Below are 14,027 nucleotides of genomic sequence, written 5' to 3'. Positions count from 1 at the left end.
CGACGCGGATCCTCTCCTAGGACGCGGATCCTCCCCTAGGACGCGCACATTCGGGTGTCCCCAGGCCGCATGTGTGTCCCCAGGCCGCATCGGTGTCCTCAGCTGACCGTTAGCTGTCCTGCACTGAGCCGAAAATGTGTCGTGGGACGGGCAATGTTTCTTCGGCCGTCAGTGCATTGTCCACATAGCCGCCACTTTTGCACATGGGCGTGACCGGCACTTCAGTCGTCCTGAGTGCTGTGTAATTGTCGCAGCATGACGACGCTTCCACGGCTGATCCTGACGAAGAACCTGACCCGGATCGGCGCCAACCCGCGCCCGCTGTCCGCTGATGCCAAGACGGGACGGCTAGTGCGCATCAGGCAGGGCGTCTACGTTGATGCGGCGGAATGGAACGGGCTGCAGGGATCAGAGCGCTACAGGCTGCGGATTGAGGCCGTGGCCGAAACCTGTGTGGCTCCCACGATCTTTTCGCATCACTCTGCAGCGTCGCCGTGGGGTTTGCCAACCATTCAGCGGGGCCAACCGGTCCACGCGCTGACAACTTTCCAGGGCGGCGGCCGATCCCGGGCCGGCGTGCGTCGACACCTGGTTGACCCCGGAAGAATCGATGCCGAGGAACGGGATGGGCTCCTGGTTACGTCGCGCGTCACCACCGTGCTGGATCTCGCGGCCTACGTTCCCTTCGCTGAGGCACTCGTGCCACTGGACCACGTGCTCAGGCCGGACAGTACGCGGAGCCTCCCGGCCCTCAGTAAGGAGCAGTTGCTCGAGGCCCTGCCGGGCCGGTACGTACCGGCTGTTGAAAGGCGGGTGCGTATTGCCATCGAATTCGCCGACCCGCAGGCAGGGTCGGCCGGGGAGTCCTACAGCCGCGGACTGATACATGCGGCCGGTTTTGCCTTGCCGGCCCTGCAGTATGAGGTGCGGGATTCAACGGGACGGGTTGGCTACTCGGACTTCTACTGGGAAGGGAACCGTACCGTTGGGGAATTCGACGGCATCGTGAAGTACCAGAAGCCCGAATACCTGAAGGGGCGCACGCCGGGGCAGGTGGTGGTCGACGAGAAGTTGCGCGAGGACCGCGTCCGGGCAACGGGCCGCAACGTCGTCAGGTGGGTGTGGGCGGACCTGTGGTCGCCGGGCGAACTGGAGCGGAAGCTGTCGGCGGTGGGGGTGCCGCGCCGCCGTCGTTCCTCCCTGGGACACGCAAATGGTGCCGGAACGCGGAATCGGTCCGGGGACACTCGAATATGAGCGTCCCCGAACCGTTTCCGCGTCCTGCGGGGGTTTCGTCGTCCTGCGGGGGTTCCCCAGTGATGGGGCTGCAGGAGTGTCTACTCGGCGATCTCGATGTGGGTCGGGTCCAGCACGCGGCGGAGGAATTCCTTGGTGCGTCCCTGGGTGGGGGAGGAAATGATGTGTTCGGCCACCCCTTCCTCGACCACCACGCCACCGTCCATAAAGACCACGCGGTCGGCCACTTCGCGGGCGAAACCCATCTCGTGCGTGACCACCAGCATGGTCATGCCTTCCTTGGCCAGGTTCCGCATGACCGAGAGCACGTCGCCGACTGTCTCCGGGTCGAGGGCCGAGGTGGGCTCGTCGAAGAGCATCAGTTCAGGGTCCATGCTGAGTGCGCGGGCGATGGCCACGCGCTGCTGCTGGCCGCCGGAGAGCTGGTCCGGGAACCGGTCCGCGAGGTGCCCCAGGCCGACGCGCTCAAGGTTGGCGCGGGCGATCTTGTCCGCTTCGGCCTGAGGGCGCTTGAGCACCTTGGTCTGCGCGATCGTGCAGTTGCGCAGCGCGTTCAGGTGCGGAAACAGGTTGAACTGCTGGAACACCATGCCAACTTTGCGGCGCATCTTGTCGATGTCCACGTCAGGGTCGGTGGCATCAAAGCCGCCTACATGGATGCTGCCCTCATTGGGCTGCTCCAGCAGGTTGACGCACCGCAGCAGGGTGGACTTGCCGGAGCCGGACGGACCGATCAGGCACACCACTTCGCCCGGTGCGACGTCCAGGCTGATGCCCTTGAGGACCTCGTTGGAGCCGTACGATTTGCGCAGGTCCTTGATGGCCACACCGGCGGCGTGGACGCGCCCGCTCTGGGCGCGGGAGTGGATTTCGACGTCGTTCATGACTTCTCTGCCTAACGCTTGGTCCGCGCGGAGCGGCTTTCGAACTTCCGGGCCAGGAGGCTCAGCGGGATGGTGACCACGAGGTAGAACGCACCCGCCACCAGGAGCGGAGTGAGCCCTGCGCCGAGGCTGGAGATGCCGTCGCGGCCGAACTTGGTGAGCTCGTACTGCGACGCCGTCAGGCCCAGCACATAGATCAGCGACGAGTCCTTGGTCAGCAGGATAACCTCGTTGGTCAGCGGCGGCAGGACAATCCGGAAGGCCTGCGGAATGACGATCGTGACCATGGCCCGCCACTGCGGCATGCCCAGCGACCGCGCAGCTTCCGTCTGGCCCTTGGGTACGGCCTGCAGGCCGGCGCGGAGCGTCTCGGCGATGTAGGCGGCCGCCACCATGCCCAGGGACACCATCACGACGACGGCCACGTTCCACTGGACACCGAAGGCCAGGGGAACGCCGTAGCCGAAGGCGATGAAGACCAGCAGCGCCGGGATGCCGCGGAAGAATTCAATGTAGCCGGTGGCGATCCAGCGGTACAGCGGGAAGCTGGAGAGCTTCATGAGGGCCAGCAGCAGGCCCCCGGAAAGGCCGACGATGAATCCAAGAAAGGTGTAGATCAGGGTGTTCTTCAGGCCCGAGAAGAAGATGTCCGGGAACATCGGACCGATCTTGCCGAAGTTGAAGACGTTCGTGGTGACGGTCTTCCAGTCGGTGGCCAGAATCAGCGCGGCCACAGCCACAACGAAAATCCCGGCCTGGACGTACAGGCTTACTCTGGCCCGCTGTCGTGCGGTCATTGCCATGGTGTACTCACATTCGTTTTTGCGCAGTTGAGGCCCCGCACGGACTGCTGAGCAGATCCCGGACGGGGCCCCTGCCGCATAAGTGTCAGGCGCGCCGGTTACTTGGTGGCTTCGCCGAACCAGCTGGTCTCGAACTTCTTGAGGCTGCCGTCGTCGGTCAGGCGCTTCAGCGTGGTGTTGACCTGGTCGAGCATGGCGGTGTTGCCCTTCTTAACCGCGATGCCAAGCTTTTCCCCGGTGGCGTAGTTCTCGACGCGCTTGTACTTGGCGTCATCCTTGATCGCGTAGCCGAGGACCGACTGGTTGCCCAGGGCGGCATCGATGGTGCCGGCCTTGAGTGCCTGGACCAGGAGTCCGGTGTCCTCGAACTGCTGTGCGTCGAGGCCCTTATCCTTGGCGTACTTGGCACCCGTGGTGGCCTGCTGGACACCCACCTTCTTGCCCTTGGCGCCGTCGAGGTTCGTGATGCCGGATGCATCGCTTGCCACGAGGGTCAGGTCGTCGTTCAGGTACGGATCGGAGAAGTCCATGACGGCCTTGCGGGTATCCGTGATGGACACGGAGGAGATGGAGACGTCGCAGCCGGTGAGTGCGGTGCCGGTCTCGATGGCCTCGAAGGAGCTGTCCACCACGTTCAGCTCGGCGTTCGTGTCCTTGGCCAGTTCGTTGGCGATGTCCATGTCGAAGCCGACGATCTTGCCGTCCTTCTGGAACTCGAAGGGTTCGTAGGGGACGTCCGAGCAGACGGTGAGCTTTCCGGAATTGATGAGCTGCACGCCGCCGCTGCTGGTGGCAGCCGGGGTTGCGCCGCCGCCGCCGCAAGCGGTAAGGCTGATGGCCCCGACGGCGAGGATTGCGGCTGCCTTGGCGCTGAGTTTGGCCGTGGCAAGGGACTTGAGCTGCATTTCGTTACCTTTTGTTGCAGGGGTATGCGGAACTAAATCGGTTCATAGTGTAGCGCCGATCAAGAGATATGCATCACAGAAAACTAAGTTTCACTATTTGATAACTAAACCACAGCACTTTTCAAGGGGTTTAATCCCGCGGGTGTCTGGCATGCCGGACGACCGCGGCAGCGCAGCTTCTGCCTGGCCGCGTGGAATCAGTTGCTGATCCCCAGCGACTCGAGCATTGGCCGGAACTTGGCCCACGTCTCCGCGAGCTCTGCCTCGGGCTGTGAGCCCTCAACGATTCCACAGCCGGCATATAGCCGGACCGTAGTGGGGGACTCGATCACGGCGCCACGCAGCGCGATGCCCCACTCGCCGTTGCCCGCGGCGTCCAGCCACCCCACCGGGCCGGCATACGGCCCCCGGTCCAGGTGTTCGAGTTGCCGGATCAGCGCCCCTGCCACCTGCGTGGGCGTCCCGCACACGGCGGCGGTGGGGTGCAGCGCGTTGATCAGGGCAAGGCATGTGGGGACGTGACCCTCCACCTCGGCAAGTTCGGCCTTGACGTCGGACGCTAGGTGCCACACGTTGGGCAGTTCCAGGATGAACGGCTCGTCGTGGGCATTCATGGCTTCGGAGAAGGGCGCGAGCTGGGTGGTCAGTGACTGGATGGCGATCTCGTGTTCGTGCCGCTGCTTCTCAGACCCGGCCAGGACCCGCTCGGCGTAGTCCAGCGGCAGCCCCGCCTCGCCCAGGGCGTCCCGGCGGTCCAGCGTCCCGGCGAGCACCCTGGCCTGGGCGGTGCGGCCCTCCACCTGGATGAGCATCTCCGGCGTCGCGCCCACCAGGCCGTCCACGCCATAGGTCCAGCACTCCCGGTACCGGCCGGCCAGCTGCCGCAGCACTTCCGCCGCGTTCACGCCCTCGGGAACCGTGGCCACGATGTCCCGGGCCAGGACCAGCTTCTCCAGTTTTCCGGTGCGGATCTCGGCGACGCCGGCGGTCACGGCGTCCATCCAGTCCTCTTCCCTGAGGGATCCGGTCTTCAGTGTGGCCGGGGTTGAGTGAAAGACCTCCGGATGCACGACGGCGGGGGCCGCGTCCGACTCCAGCCACCCTTTTAGGGCGGCGACGGCGCCTGCTTCGGTGAGCTCGCCGTCGTCGGCCGTTATCTGGGTAAGCCAGGCACGTCCGTCCCGGACGCCCACCACGATCTCCGGCACGATCAGGCGGGATTCGTGGTCCGAAGCCTTGGAGAAGGCGAAGGACCCGAACGCCACAGGGCCTGTGCCGGGGCACTCCACATGGTCGGTGATGTCAGCCTCGATGACCAGGTGCCGCCACCAGATGTCCGCCTCGAGGAACCGCTCGGGGCCAGTGGCAGTGAAGCGCGCCGCCTCCCCGAAGCCCACCAGACCGGCCTCGCGCCGCGTCCAGCAGAGAACGTCGTCGCGGACCAGATACGACGGCAGCCCCTCGGGGGCCGATTCTCCATCCAAAGGGACTGTCAGGGTGCGGAGCGTTCTGGTCATGATGGGTCAACAGTACTCCGGCGCGGTAATTTCAAGTGATTCCGGGTGGTCCAGCACGCCCACCACGCCCGGGGATGCCCGTGTCACGGAGCCTGCGGAACTTTTGAGACAATGACATGGTGAACCGAGCATCCTTGGATAAGCGTCCGGACGAAGTAGCCACGATGTTTGACGACGTCGCACCCAAATACGACGTCGTCAATGATGTCCTCTCGATGGGGCAGACGCGCCGGTGGCGCAAGGTTGTGGTCGAAGCCATGGACGTCCGGGCCGGCCAGCGCGTGCTGGATCTGGCCGCGGGAACGGGAACCTCCAGCGAGCCATATGCCGATGCCGGCATAAATGTTGTGGCCTGCGACTTCTCCCTTGGCATGCTCAAGGTGGGCAAGCGCCGCCGTCCCGACATTGACTTCATCGCCGGGGACGCCATCAACCTGCCCTTCGCCGACAACACCTTCGACGCCAGCACCATCTCCTTCGGCCTGCGCAACGTCAATGAGCCCAAGAAGGCCCTGGCCGAGATGCTCCGGGTGACCAAGCCGGGCGGCAAGCTGGTCATCGCCGAGTTCTCCCAGCCCGTGGTTCCGCTGTGGCGCACTATGTACACCGAATACCTCATGCGCGCCCTGCCGGCCATCGCCACCAAGGTCTCCTCCAACCCGGATGCCTACGTCTACCTCGCCGAGTCCATCCGCGCCTGGCCGGACCAGGACCACCTGGCCGCGTGGCTGCAGGACTCCGGCTGGCAGGATGTCACCTACCGAAACCTGAGCGGCGGCATCGTGGCCGTCCACCGCGCCCACAAGCCCCTCACCGGCAACGGATCGGCGGAGGCCATCGCCGCCCACACCGGCCCGGTGGCCAAGCTGCGCCGCAACCTTCCGCGGACCGCCCGCTGACACTGTGAAAGTACTGATTGTTGGCGCGGGTCCCGCCGGATCCACCGCCGCGTATTACCTCGCCAAAGCCGGCATCGACGTTACGGTCCTGGAAAAGACCAGCTTCCCGCGCGAAAAAGTGTGCGGCGACGGACTCACCCCGCGGGCCGTCCGCGAGATCCAGAAGCTCGGCCTTCCGCACCCGGAGGCGGACGGCTGGGGCCGGAACAAAGGGCTGCGCCTGCTTGCCGGCGGCCGCAGCCTTGAACTGCCCTGGCCCGAGGTGTCCGATTTTCCGCAGTACGGCCTGATCCGCACCCGCCTCGGTTTTGACGAGGAACTCGCCCGCCACGCGCAGGCCGCCGGTGCCATCGTCCTGGAACGCCACAGCGTGACCGAGGCGCTTCGGAACAGTGACGGCCGGGTCACCGGCGTGCGCGCAGCGATCCTGGACGAGTCCGGACGGAAGACGGGGGAGACGCTCGACTTCACCGCCGACGTCGTGCTCGCCGCCGACGGGAACTCGACCCGCACCGCCGTGTCGCTCGGCATCCAGAAGCGCGACGACCGGCCCCTGGGCGTCGCCGTGCGGACGTATTTCCAGAGCCCGCGGCACGACGACGACTGGATGGAGGGCTGGTTGGAACTTCCCGGCCGCGACGGCAAGCTGCTGCCCGGCTACGGATGGGTGTTCGGCGTTGGCGACGGCACGTCCAACGTGGGCCTCGGCATTCTCAACTCGTCCAAGGAGTTCGGCAAGCTCGACTACAAGCAGGTCCTCCGCGAGTGGACCGCCGGCATGCCCGCTGAGTGGGGCTTCACTCCGGAGTACCAGGTGGGGGAGATCCGCGGCGCCGCCCTGCCCATGGGCTTCAACCGCACCCCGCACTACTCGCCGGGCCTGCTGCTGCTCGGCGACGCCGGCGGCATGGTGTCCCCGTTCAACGGCGAGGGCATCTCCTACGCCATGGAGTCCGCCCGCTTCGCGGCCGAGTTCATCATTGACGCCGCCTCGCGCTCAGCCTCGGGCGGCTGGAACGCGTCCGACGCCGACACCCGGCTCGCGGGGTACGCGGACTACGTGCGGGAACAGTGGGGATCCCACTTCACGCTGGGGCGTGCCTTCGCAGCGCTGATCGGAAAGCCCGCCGTCATGAAGCTCGCCCTGCGGACGGGGATGCCCATTCCTGTGCTGATGCGCTTTGTGGTCCGGTTGCTGGCCAACCTGACCGACCCGTCGGCCAAGGGCTTCGAGGACCGGGTCATCCGCGTGCTCGAACTGCTGGTTCCGGCCACCTCCAACACCTCCGCCCTTGCCCCTTCCGGCCTCAAATCAGCGGTTTCCGCAACAAAAAGTTAGGGTTAACCCGTGACCAACTCCGCGAACCACAGCTGGACGCACGCCGGGCACGGCCTGCCGGACTCCGAACCCAGCCTCAACACCACCGCCATCGCCACCGGACTGCAGCTGCCGGCAGGTTTCGCGGCCATCGCGGAAGACCCCGACCTGGGTCCGGCCATCACCACCAACCTGGCCCGGGTGGAGAAGAAACTCCGCGAAGCGATCGCCAACTCCGACCCCCTGGCGGACGCAACGTCGCGCCACCTCGTGGAGGCCGGCGGCAAGCGCATCCGCCCCCTGCTGACCCTGCTCTGCGCCCACCTGGGTGACGCGTCGCTGCCCGCCGTGGTGCAGGCCGCCGTCGTGGTTGAGCTGACGCATCTGGCCACGCTGTACCACGATGACGTCATGGACTCCGCGCCCTTCCGCCGCGGGGCGCCCACGGCCCACGAGGTCTGGGGCAACTCCGTGGCCGTCCTCACCGGCGACCTCATTTTTGCCCGCGCCTCCATCCTCGTGTCCGAGCTCGGCTCCCGTGCGCTCGGAATCCAGGCCCGGACCTTCGAACGGCTGTGCCTCGGCCAGCTGCACGAAACCGTCGGCCCCCGCCCGGACGAGGACCCGGTGGAGCACTACCTGTCCGTGATCGCGGACAAGACCGGTTCGCTGGTGGCGGCCTCCGGCCAGTTCGGCGCCATCTTTTCCGGCGCCGATGAGGCCTACGAGAACGTCCTGGTGGAGTACGGCGAGAAGGTGGGCGTCGCGTTCCAGCTCGCCGACGACGTCATCGACGTCACGGGCGTCAAGGTCAAGTCCGGCAAGTCCCCGGGCACCGACCTGCGCGAAGGCGTCCCCACCCTTCCGGTGCTGCTGCTCCGCAAGGCCGCAGCGGACGGTGACCAGTCCGCCGTCGAACTTCTCAAGCTGATCGACGGTGACCTCTCCTCGGATGAGGCCCTCGCTGAAGCCGTGGCCGGACTGCGCGAGCACCCGGTCACGGCGGAGTCCTGGGTGGTGGCCCGCGCCTGGGCGGCCGACGCCATCGCGGCGCTTTCCCCGCTGCCGGAGGGTGTTGTGAAGGCATCGCTGTCCAGCTTCGCGCACGCTGTGGTGGACCGCGCCAGCTAGCAGCTGTACCGGCTGGCAGTAGACCAGCCGGGGAAGGCCCGCCCCCCAAGGTGCGGGCCTTCCCTGTTTAACCGGAACGGCTCTTTAACCGGAACGGCCCCGGTTTCAAGCAGCGTCACGAGTCATACGCTGCCCGGAACCGGGGCCGCCTCTCCGTTCGCATCAAATCCACCGGAGGCATTCAGTGGATCCGAGAAACACCCTATGACAGATCTGTCACATATGCCAAATCCTTGTTAATTGGCGTGTCACACAACTCCTGGTCATTCCTCTGCCGCCGCCGCGCCATGGTGGGGCACATTGCAGTGGCTGAAGGCCGGCTTAGGCCCAAACCTCGGCGTGTCGCGTGCCGAAGTGCCCCACGACGGCGGGGTTGTCCACATGGCGCAGTCCGGACCTGCCGGTCTTCGGTGCCGCACGGCACCTTGGAGGCATGGAGATTGAGGCTTTCCTCAGCACCCGGGCCGGAGTGGCCAGAGCGTCGGCGCTGCAGGGTGCCGGGTTTACGCGCACCGCATTGGGCAAGGCGGTGGCGGCGGGGCGCATCGTGCGGATCAGGCGGGGCGTCTACAGCCTGTCCCGGGAAGCAGGCGTCTTCGGTCTGGCGTTGCACCACAATGCGCTGCTGACGTGCCTGTCGGCTGCCCCCACCTACCGGCTGTGGACGCTGGATGGGACAGGTCCGTTGCACCTGAGTCCGGGCCACAAAGCCACCCCTCCAGGAGCGCTGCCCCACGGCCGGTGCCTTCACGCGCACCATCCCTGGCTGCCGGTCGCTGGCCTGGCGGACGTCCTCATCCACGCATTGCGCTGCCTGCCCGAACTGGAGTCGCTGGTCATGGTGCAGTGTGCAGCCCAGCGGGGCGACATCACCGTGGAGTTCCTGCGGCGCAAGCTTCCCGGAAACCGCAATGCCCGCGCCCGGGCCGTCCTGGACCATGTGATCCCGCGTGCTGACTCAGTTCTTGAGGTCCTGGCCAACTTCCATTTCCGGCGGGCGGGGCTCCATGTCCGCCGGCACGTGGAGCTTCCGGGCGTGGGCGAGGTCGACTTCCTGATCGAGGACTGCCTCGTGGTGGAAACCGACGGCGGCACGCACCTGGAGCCCCGGCAAGTGAAGAAGGACCGGAAGCGCAACAACGCCACGGTCATCGGCGGCCGCCTCGGGCTGCGGTACGGCTATGACGACGTCGTCAATCACCCTGCGCGGATGGTGGCCGAAGTGCTGGCGGTACTGGAGTTGCGCCGGCGGGGAGCCTTCGACGCACGGTGACCCCCGCCGTCGTACTTTCCTCAGCGGACGCCGCGTGCCAGCCGCCGCCGTCGTGGGGCACTTTGCGGCAGGTTATGGCCTGTTCAGGCCCAATCCTCGGCGTGTCCCGCGTCAAAGGGCCCCGTTCCGGCCGCGGGACTCAGGCCGCTGCGGGGACGAAAACTAGTCCTCGTCGTTGAAGGCCCAGTCGAACATGTCGAAGACGAACTCCGAGAAGGTGCCTTCCTCGCTCTTCCACTGGCCGCGGGCGTTGTTCCGGCGGTACACGATGGGGTCCGGGACGCTCAGGTCGCCGATGCGGAAGCCCCAGGTGAAATTTTCTTCCTCGTCTTCGAGGAACATCAGGAAGCCTTCGTCGTCCACTTCGAGTTCCTCGGGGTCCCAGAAGTAGTGGTAGGCCTCCATGAGGTCCTCGCACCCGCCGAGCGCCAGGTAGAACTCGCGCAGCACCAGGGGGATGGTGAACTGGTGATCGGAGAGCTCTGCGTCCAGTTCCTCGGCGGACAGCCCGTCCTCTTCCTGCCATTCGTCTTCGAGATACTTCGGAACAAGCGCGCGGAACTTCTCGAGGAACATGTCAGTCATGGCTCTTATCCTAGCTAATCCCGGCCCCTCGAATTCCCCGGTTCCAGACCCAGCCGGTGCCACCCGCGGACCGCCAGCGGAATGCGCCACGAGCGGCGCCAGGCCACCACCCGGAACGCGAAGACCAGGGCCGCGACGGCGCACGCCGAGAGGGGGTTAAAGACGCCCATGACCCACAGGATGGTGGTGAGCGCGGCGCCCGTGAAGGCAGGCAGCGCGTAGAGGTCCCGGGCATCGAACAGCTGCGGCACTTCGTTGGCGGTGATGTCGCGCAGCAGCCCGCCGCCCACCGCCGTCGTGACGCCGAGCAGCACGGCGGCGACGGGATTCATTCCGAGGGACAACGCCTTGAGCGTCCCCGTGATGCAGAAGAGTGCCAGACCGGCGGCATCGAACAGGATGAGGAGTGACGTGAAGCGCTGGACGCTGGAGAACAGGTAGTACACCAGCCCGGTGGCCAGCAGCGGCGGGACCACATAGGCAGGGTTGCTGAAGGCAGCGGGTGGGCCGGAATTGAGGATGATGTCGCGGATCACGCCGCCGCCCAGCGAGACCAAAGAGGCGAGCAGAAGGGACCCGAGGAGGTCGAACTGCTTCCGTGCGGCGAGCAGCGATCCGGACACCGCGAAAAAGAAGATGCCGGCCAGGTCGAGCCATGCCAGGGCGATGTCAAAAGAGAATGTCATGGAGCGTCCCGGCATATTTCAAGGGGCGGACAGTGCAGCTCCAACGTTACGCTAGCCCCTATGAATAGCCCGATCCTGATCGCCTGTGCCCATGGGACCTCCAACGCGCAGGGAGCCGCCGAGGTCAACGCCCTCCGTGACGCCATCGCCGCGCTGCGTCCGGGGCTCGACGTCCGCGAAGCGTATGTGGACGTCCAGCAGCCGGATCTGGTGGACGTGGTGGCCGGGCTCCCCGCGGACCCCGCCGCCGCAGCACCCCAGACCGGCGGCGAGCCGGGCGCCGCCGGTGCCTCCGCCGTCGTCGTTCCCTTATTGCTCAGCGTGGGCTACCACGTGAAGGTGGACATTGCGAAGGCCGTTAAGAGCCGGCCAGGCACGGTGGCTGCGGCGCCGCTGGGGCCCGACCCCCGCCTCGCCGCCCTGTTGGACCAGCGGCTGCGGGAAGCAGGTGTTACGGACAACGACGCGATCGTCCTCGCCGCGGCGGGTTCATCCAACGCGAACGCCGCCCTTAGTGTCGAGGAACTGGCCGGGCAGCTGAGGGATCTCCGCTCCAACCGGATTGTGCCCGCGTATGGCGCCTCGGCCAAACCGTCGGTGCCTGAAGCCGTCGCCATGCTCCGCGAGGAAGCCGCGGGTGGCGCTGGCGCGGGGGAGTCGGCCGGGGGCGTGAGTGTTGGCGGGCGCGTGGTGGTGGCCTCGTATCTCCTGGCGCCGGGCTTCTTCCACGACCAGCTCGCCAAGGCCGGGGCGGACCTCGTGACCGAGCCGCTGCTGCCCTCGCCGGTGCTCGCAGAGATCGCGCTGGAACGGTACGACGCCGCCTTGGCTGCCCAACCAGTTAAGTCCTGAAAAGCGCCGGGAAGCAGGCGGCCGGGAAGCACAGCCGGCGGCGCCGTTCAAGGCCTCCCGGCGAGTCATGACGAAATGTTTCCTTAGGTGACTTAGCATTTCCGGTCCTTTGTGACGTATTTCGGCGCAGCTCTACAGTCGATGCATGACTGATACAGCTCTAGCCGGAGCGTCCACGGACAAGCCCGCGCGCCCCGCCCGTGCCTCCCGACCCGCCGCCAAGCCTCACGGCCAGTGGAAGGTGGACGGAACCACCCCGCTTAACGCCAACGAAACCTGGAAGCAGGAAGACGATGGCCTCAACGTCCGCGAGCGTATCGAGTCCATCTATGCCAAGGAAGGCTTCGACGCCATCCCCGGCCAGGACCTGCACGGCCGCTTCCGCTGGTGGGGCCTCTACACGCAGCGCAAGCCCGGGATCGACGGCGGCAAGACCGCAACGCTGGAGCCGCACGAGCTTGAGGACAAGTACTTCATGCTCCGCGTCCGCATCGACGGCGGTGCGCTGACCACCGAGCAGTTGCGCGTCATCGGCCAGATCTCCGTGGACTTCGCACGCGATTCCGCGGACCTCACGGACCGCCAGAACATCCAGCTGCACTGGATCCGCGTGGAGGACATCCCCGAGATCTGGCGCCGCCTCGAGAGCAACGGCCTGTCCACCACCGAAGCCTGCGGCGACGTTCCGCGTGTCATCCTCGGCTCCCCGGTGGCCGGCATCGCCAAGGACGAGATCATTGACCCCACCCCGCTCATCGAAGAGCTGGGCGAGCGGTTCATCGGCAACCCGCTGCTCTCCAACCTGCCGCGCAAGTACAAGACCGCCATCACCGGCCACCCCAGCCAGGACGTGGTGCACGAGATCAATGACTTCGCCCTGGTGGGCGTCAAGCACCCCGAACTCGGCATCGGCTACGACCTCTGGGCCGGCGGCGCGCTGTCCACCAACCCGATGCTCGGCAAGCGCCTCGGCGCCTTTGTGAAGCCGGAGCAGGCCGCGGATGTGTGGCTCGGCGTCACCAGCATCTTCCGTGACTACGGCTACCGCCGCATGCGCACCAAGGCGCGCCTGAAGTTCCTCATGGCCGACTGGGGCCCGGAGAAGTTCCGCCAGATCCTCGAGGACGAATACCTCGGCTACAAGCTCGCCGACGGCCCCGCTGCACCCAAGCCGTCCACCCCGGGCGACCACGTGGGCGTGCACGAGCAGAAGGACGGCAAGTTCTTCATCGGTGCCACCCCCATCGCCGGCCGACTCTCCGGCACGCAGCTGGTGAAGCTCGCGGACACCCTCGAGGCCCGCGGCTCCTACCGCCTGCGCACCACCCCGCACCAGAAGATCGTGGTGCTGGACGTGGAGAAGAACGAGGTGGAGCCGCTCGTGGCCGAACTCGACACGCTGGGCCTGTCCGCCCGCCCGTCCGTGTTCCGCCGCGGCACCATCGCCTGCACCGGCATCGAGTACTGCAAGCTGGCCATCGTCGAAACCAAGGTCACCGCGGCCACGGCCGTCGCCGAGCTGGAACGCCGCCTGGCTGACCTTGCAGACAGCGGCCAGCTCCCGCAGGCACTGTCGCTGCACATCAACGGCTGCCCCAACTCCTGCGCCCGCATCCAGACCGCGGACATTGGACTCAAGGGCATGATGCTTCCCACGCCCGACGGCGACCCCACCCCTGGTTTCCAGGTCCACCTGGGCGGCGGGCTGGCTTCCGCCGACCGCGAAGAGGCCGGCCTGGGACGCACCGTCCGCGGCCTGAAGGTCTACGTCGCCGACCTGCCCGACTACGTCGAGCGGGTTGTCCGCAAGTTCGTCGCCGACCGCGCCGAGGGCCAGACCTTCGCCGAGTGGGCCCACGCAGCAGACGAGGAGGCACTCCAGTGAGCAAGCACGCAGCGGGGATTGACCCCGTAGTT

The 14,027-nt window shown here is 66.6% G+C and carries 13 protein-coding genes; 7 read left to right on the top strand and 6 right to left on the bottom strand.

What is annotated here, in order from left to right; all coding sequences use genetic code 11:
- Nucleotides 1-255 precede the first annotated feature (255 nt).
- Complete coding sequence (locus ABRP34_RS08200; protein ID WP_353712822.1) at nt 256-1,257, top strand: hypothetical protein; 1,002 nt, start codon at nt 256-258, stop codon at nt 1,255-1,257.
- Between the two features lie 80 nt (nt 1,258-1,337).
- Here ABRP34_RS08200 and ABRP34_RS08195 read toward each other — a convergent pair whose 3' ends face one another.
- The 4 genes from ABRP34_RS08195 to ABRP34_RS08180 form a co-directional block, all read right to left on the bottom strand.
- Nucleotides 1,338-2,141 carry an amino acid ABC transporter ATP-binding protein gene (locus ABRP34_RS08195; protein WP_353712821.1) on the bottom strand — a complete coding sequence of 268 codons (804 nt, stop codon included), beginning with the start codon at nt 2,139-2,141 and terminating at the stop codon, nt 1,338-1,340.
- A gap of 11 nt (nt 2,142-2,152) precedes the next feature.
- Nucleotides 2,153-2,944 (bottom strand): amino acid ABC transporter permease, encoded by a 792-nt coding sequence (locus ABRP34_RS08190; protein WP_003804150.1) that lies wholly within the window; start codon nt 2,942-2,944, stop codon nt 2,153-2,155.
- A gap of 98 nt (nt 2,945-3,042) precedes the next feature.
- Nucleotides 3,043-3,849: an ABC transporter substrate-binding protein gene (locus ABRP34_RS08185; RefSeq protein WP_003804151.1), complete on the bottom strand. Its 807-nt coding sequence runs from the start codon at nt 3,847-3,849 to the stop codon at nt 3,043-3,045.
- A 197-nt stretch (nt 3,850-4,046) separates the two neighbouring features.
- On the bottom strand, nt 4,047-5,366 hold the full coding sequence (locus ABRP34_RS08180) for an isochorismate synthase (protein ID WP_353712820.1): 1,320 nt from the start codon (nt 5,364-5,366) through the stop codon (nt 4,047-4,049).
- Nucleotides 5,367-5,485: 119 nt separating this feature from the next.
- Here ABRP34_RS08180 and ABRP34_RS08175 point away from each other — a divergent pair, with 119 nt between their 5' ends.
- The 4 genes from ABRP34_RS08175 (at nt 5,486) to ABRP34_RS08160 (ending at nt 9,987) form a co-directional block, all read left to right on the top strand.
- Entirely contained in the window at nt 5,486-6,265 is a 780-nt protein-coding gene (locus tag ABRP34_RS08175) for a demethylmenaquinone methyltransferase (protein ID WP_353713331.1), read from the top strand.
- A 4-nt stretch (nt 6,266-6,269) separates the two neighbouring features.
- The gene (locus ABRP34_RS08170; protein ID WP_353712819.1) at nt 6,270-7,604 is read left to right on the top strand and encodes a geranylgeranyl reductase family protein; all 1,335 of its coding nucleotides are present in this window, start codon (nt 6,270-6,272) and stop codon (nt 7,602-7,604) included.
- 9 nt (nt 7,605-7,613) lie between these two features.
- Nucleotides 7,614-8,714 (top strand): polyprenyl synthetase family protein, encoded by a 1,101-nt coding sequence (locus tag ABRP34_RS08165; protein WP_353712818.1) that lies wholly within the window; start codon nt 7,614-7,616, stop codon nt 8,712-8,714.
- Nucleotides 8,715-9,147: 433 nt separating this feature from the next.
- Nucleotides 9,148-9,987 carry a type IV toxin-antitoxin system AbiEi family antitoxin domain-containing protein gene (locus tag ABRP34_RS08160; protein ID WP_353712817.1) on the top strand — a complete coding sequence of 280 codons (840 nt, stop codon included), beginning with the start codon at nt 9,148-9,150 and terminating at the stop codon, nt 9,985-9,987.
- A gap of 162 nt (nt 9,988-10,149) precedes the next feature.
- On the opposite strand, the gene ABRP34_RS08155 is transcribed toward ABRP34_RS08160, so the two are convergent.
- Together ABRP34_RS08155 and ABRP34_RS08150 are read right to left on the bottom strand one after the other, a co-directional pair.
- The gene (locus ABRP34_RS08155) at nt 10,150-10,572 is read right to left on the bottom strand and encodes a hypothetical protein (protein ID WP_003804161.1); all 423 of its coding nucleotides are present in this window, start codon (nt 10,570-10,572) and stop codon (nt 10,150-10,152) included.
- A 14-nt stretch (nt 10,573-10,586) separates the two neighbouring features.
- Nucleotides 10,587-11,258 carry a trimeric intracellular cation channel family protein gene (locus ABRP34_RS08150; protein ID WP_003804162.1) on the bottom strand — a complete coding sequence of 224 codons (672 nt, stop codon included), beginning with the start codon at nt 11,256-11,258 and terminating at the stop codon, nt 10,587-10,589.
- 60 nt (nt 11,259-11,318) lie between these two features.
- On the opposite strand from ABRP34_RS08150, the gene ABRP34_RS08145 reads away from it, so the two are divergent.
- Nucleotides 11,319-12,110 carry a CbiX/SirB N-terminal domain-containing protein gene (locus tag ABRP34_RS08145; RefSeq protein WP_353712816.1) on the top strand — a complete coding sequence of 264 codons (792 nt, stop codon included), beginning with the start codon at nt 11,319-11,321 and terminating at the stop codon, nt 12,108-12,110.
- Nucleotides 12,111-12,255: 145 nt separating this feature from the next.
- Complete coding sequence (locus tag ABRP34_RS08140) at nt 12,256-13,995, top strand: nitrite/sulfite reductase (protein ID WP_353712815.1); 1,740 nt, start codon at nt 12,256-12,258, stop codon at nt 13,993-13,995.
- The last annotated feature ends 32 nt before the right edge of the window (nt 13,996-14,027 follow it).

Origin of the sequence: Arthrobacter sp. K5 (assembly GCF_040448525.1) — a bacterium.
GTDB classification, from domain to species: Bacteria; Actinomycetota; Actinomycetes; order Actinomycetales; family Micrococcaceae; genus Arthrobacter; species Arthrobacter globiformis.
Note: the sequence above shows the minus strand (reverse complement) of the source record. Positions and strands in the feature narration are given on the sequence as shown.

Excerpts from the sequence above, each read along its gene's own strand:
- ABRP34_RS08180 (WP_353712820.1), bottom strand. The coding sequence starts at position 5,366 with ATGACCAGAACGCTCCGCACCCTGACAGTCCCTTTGGATGGAGAATCG.
- ABRP34_RS08195 (WP_353712821.1), bottom strand. The coding sequence starts at position 2,141 with ATGAACGACGTCGAAATCCACTCCCGCGCCCAGAGCGGGCGCGTCCAC.
- ABRP34_RS08140 (WP_353712815.1), top strand. The coding sequence starts at position 12,256 with ATGACTGATACAGCTCTAGCCGGAGCGTCCACGGACAAGCCCGCGCGC.
- ABRP34_RS08155 (WP_003804161.1), bottom strand. The coding sequence starts at position 10,572 with ATGACTGACATGTTCCTCGAGAAGTTCCGCGCGCTTGTTCCGAAGTAT.
- ABRP34_RS08145 (WP_353712816.1), top strand. The coding sequence starts at position 11,319 with ATGAATAGCCCGATCCTGATCGCCTGTGCCCATGGGACCTCCAACGCG.
- ABRP34_RS08190 (WP_003804150.1), bottom strand. The coding sequence starts at position 2,944 with ATGGCAATGACCGCACGACAGCGGGCCAGAGTAAGCCTGTACGTCCAG.
- ABRP34_RS08160 (WP_353712817.1), top strand. The coding sequence starts at position 9,148 with ATGGAGATTGAGGCTTTCCTCAGCACCCGGGCCGGAGTGGCCAGAGCG.
- ABRP34_RS08185 (WP_003804151.1), bottom strand. The coding sequence starts at position 3,849 with ATGCAGCTCAAGTCCCTTGCCACGGCCAAACTCAGCGCCAAGGCAGCC.
- ABRP34_RS08200 (WP_353712822.1), top strand. The coding sequence starts at position 256 with ATGACGACGCTTCCACGGCTGATCCTGACGAAGAACCTGACCCGGATC.
- ABRP34_RS08150 (WP_003804162.1), bottom strand. The coding sequence starts at position 11,258 with ATGACATTCTCTTTTGACATCGCCCTGGCATGGCTCGACCTGGCCGGC.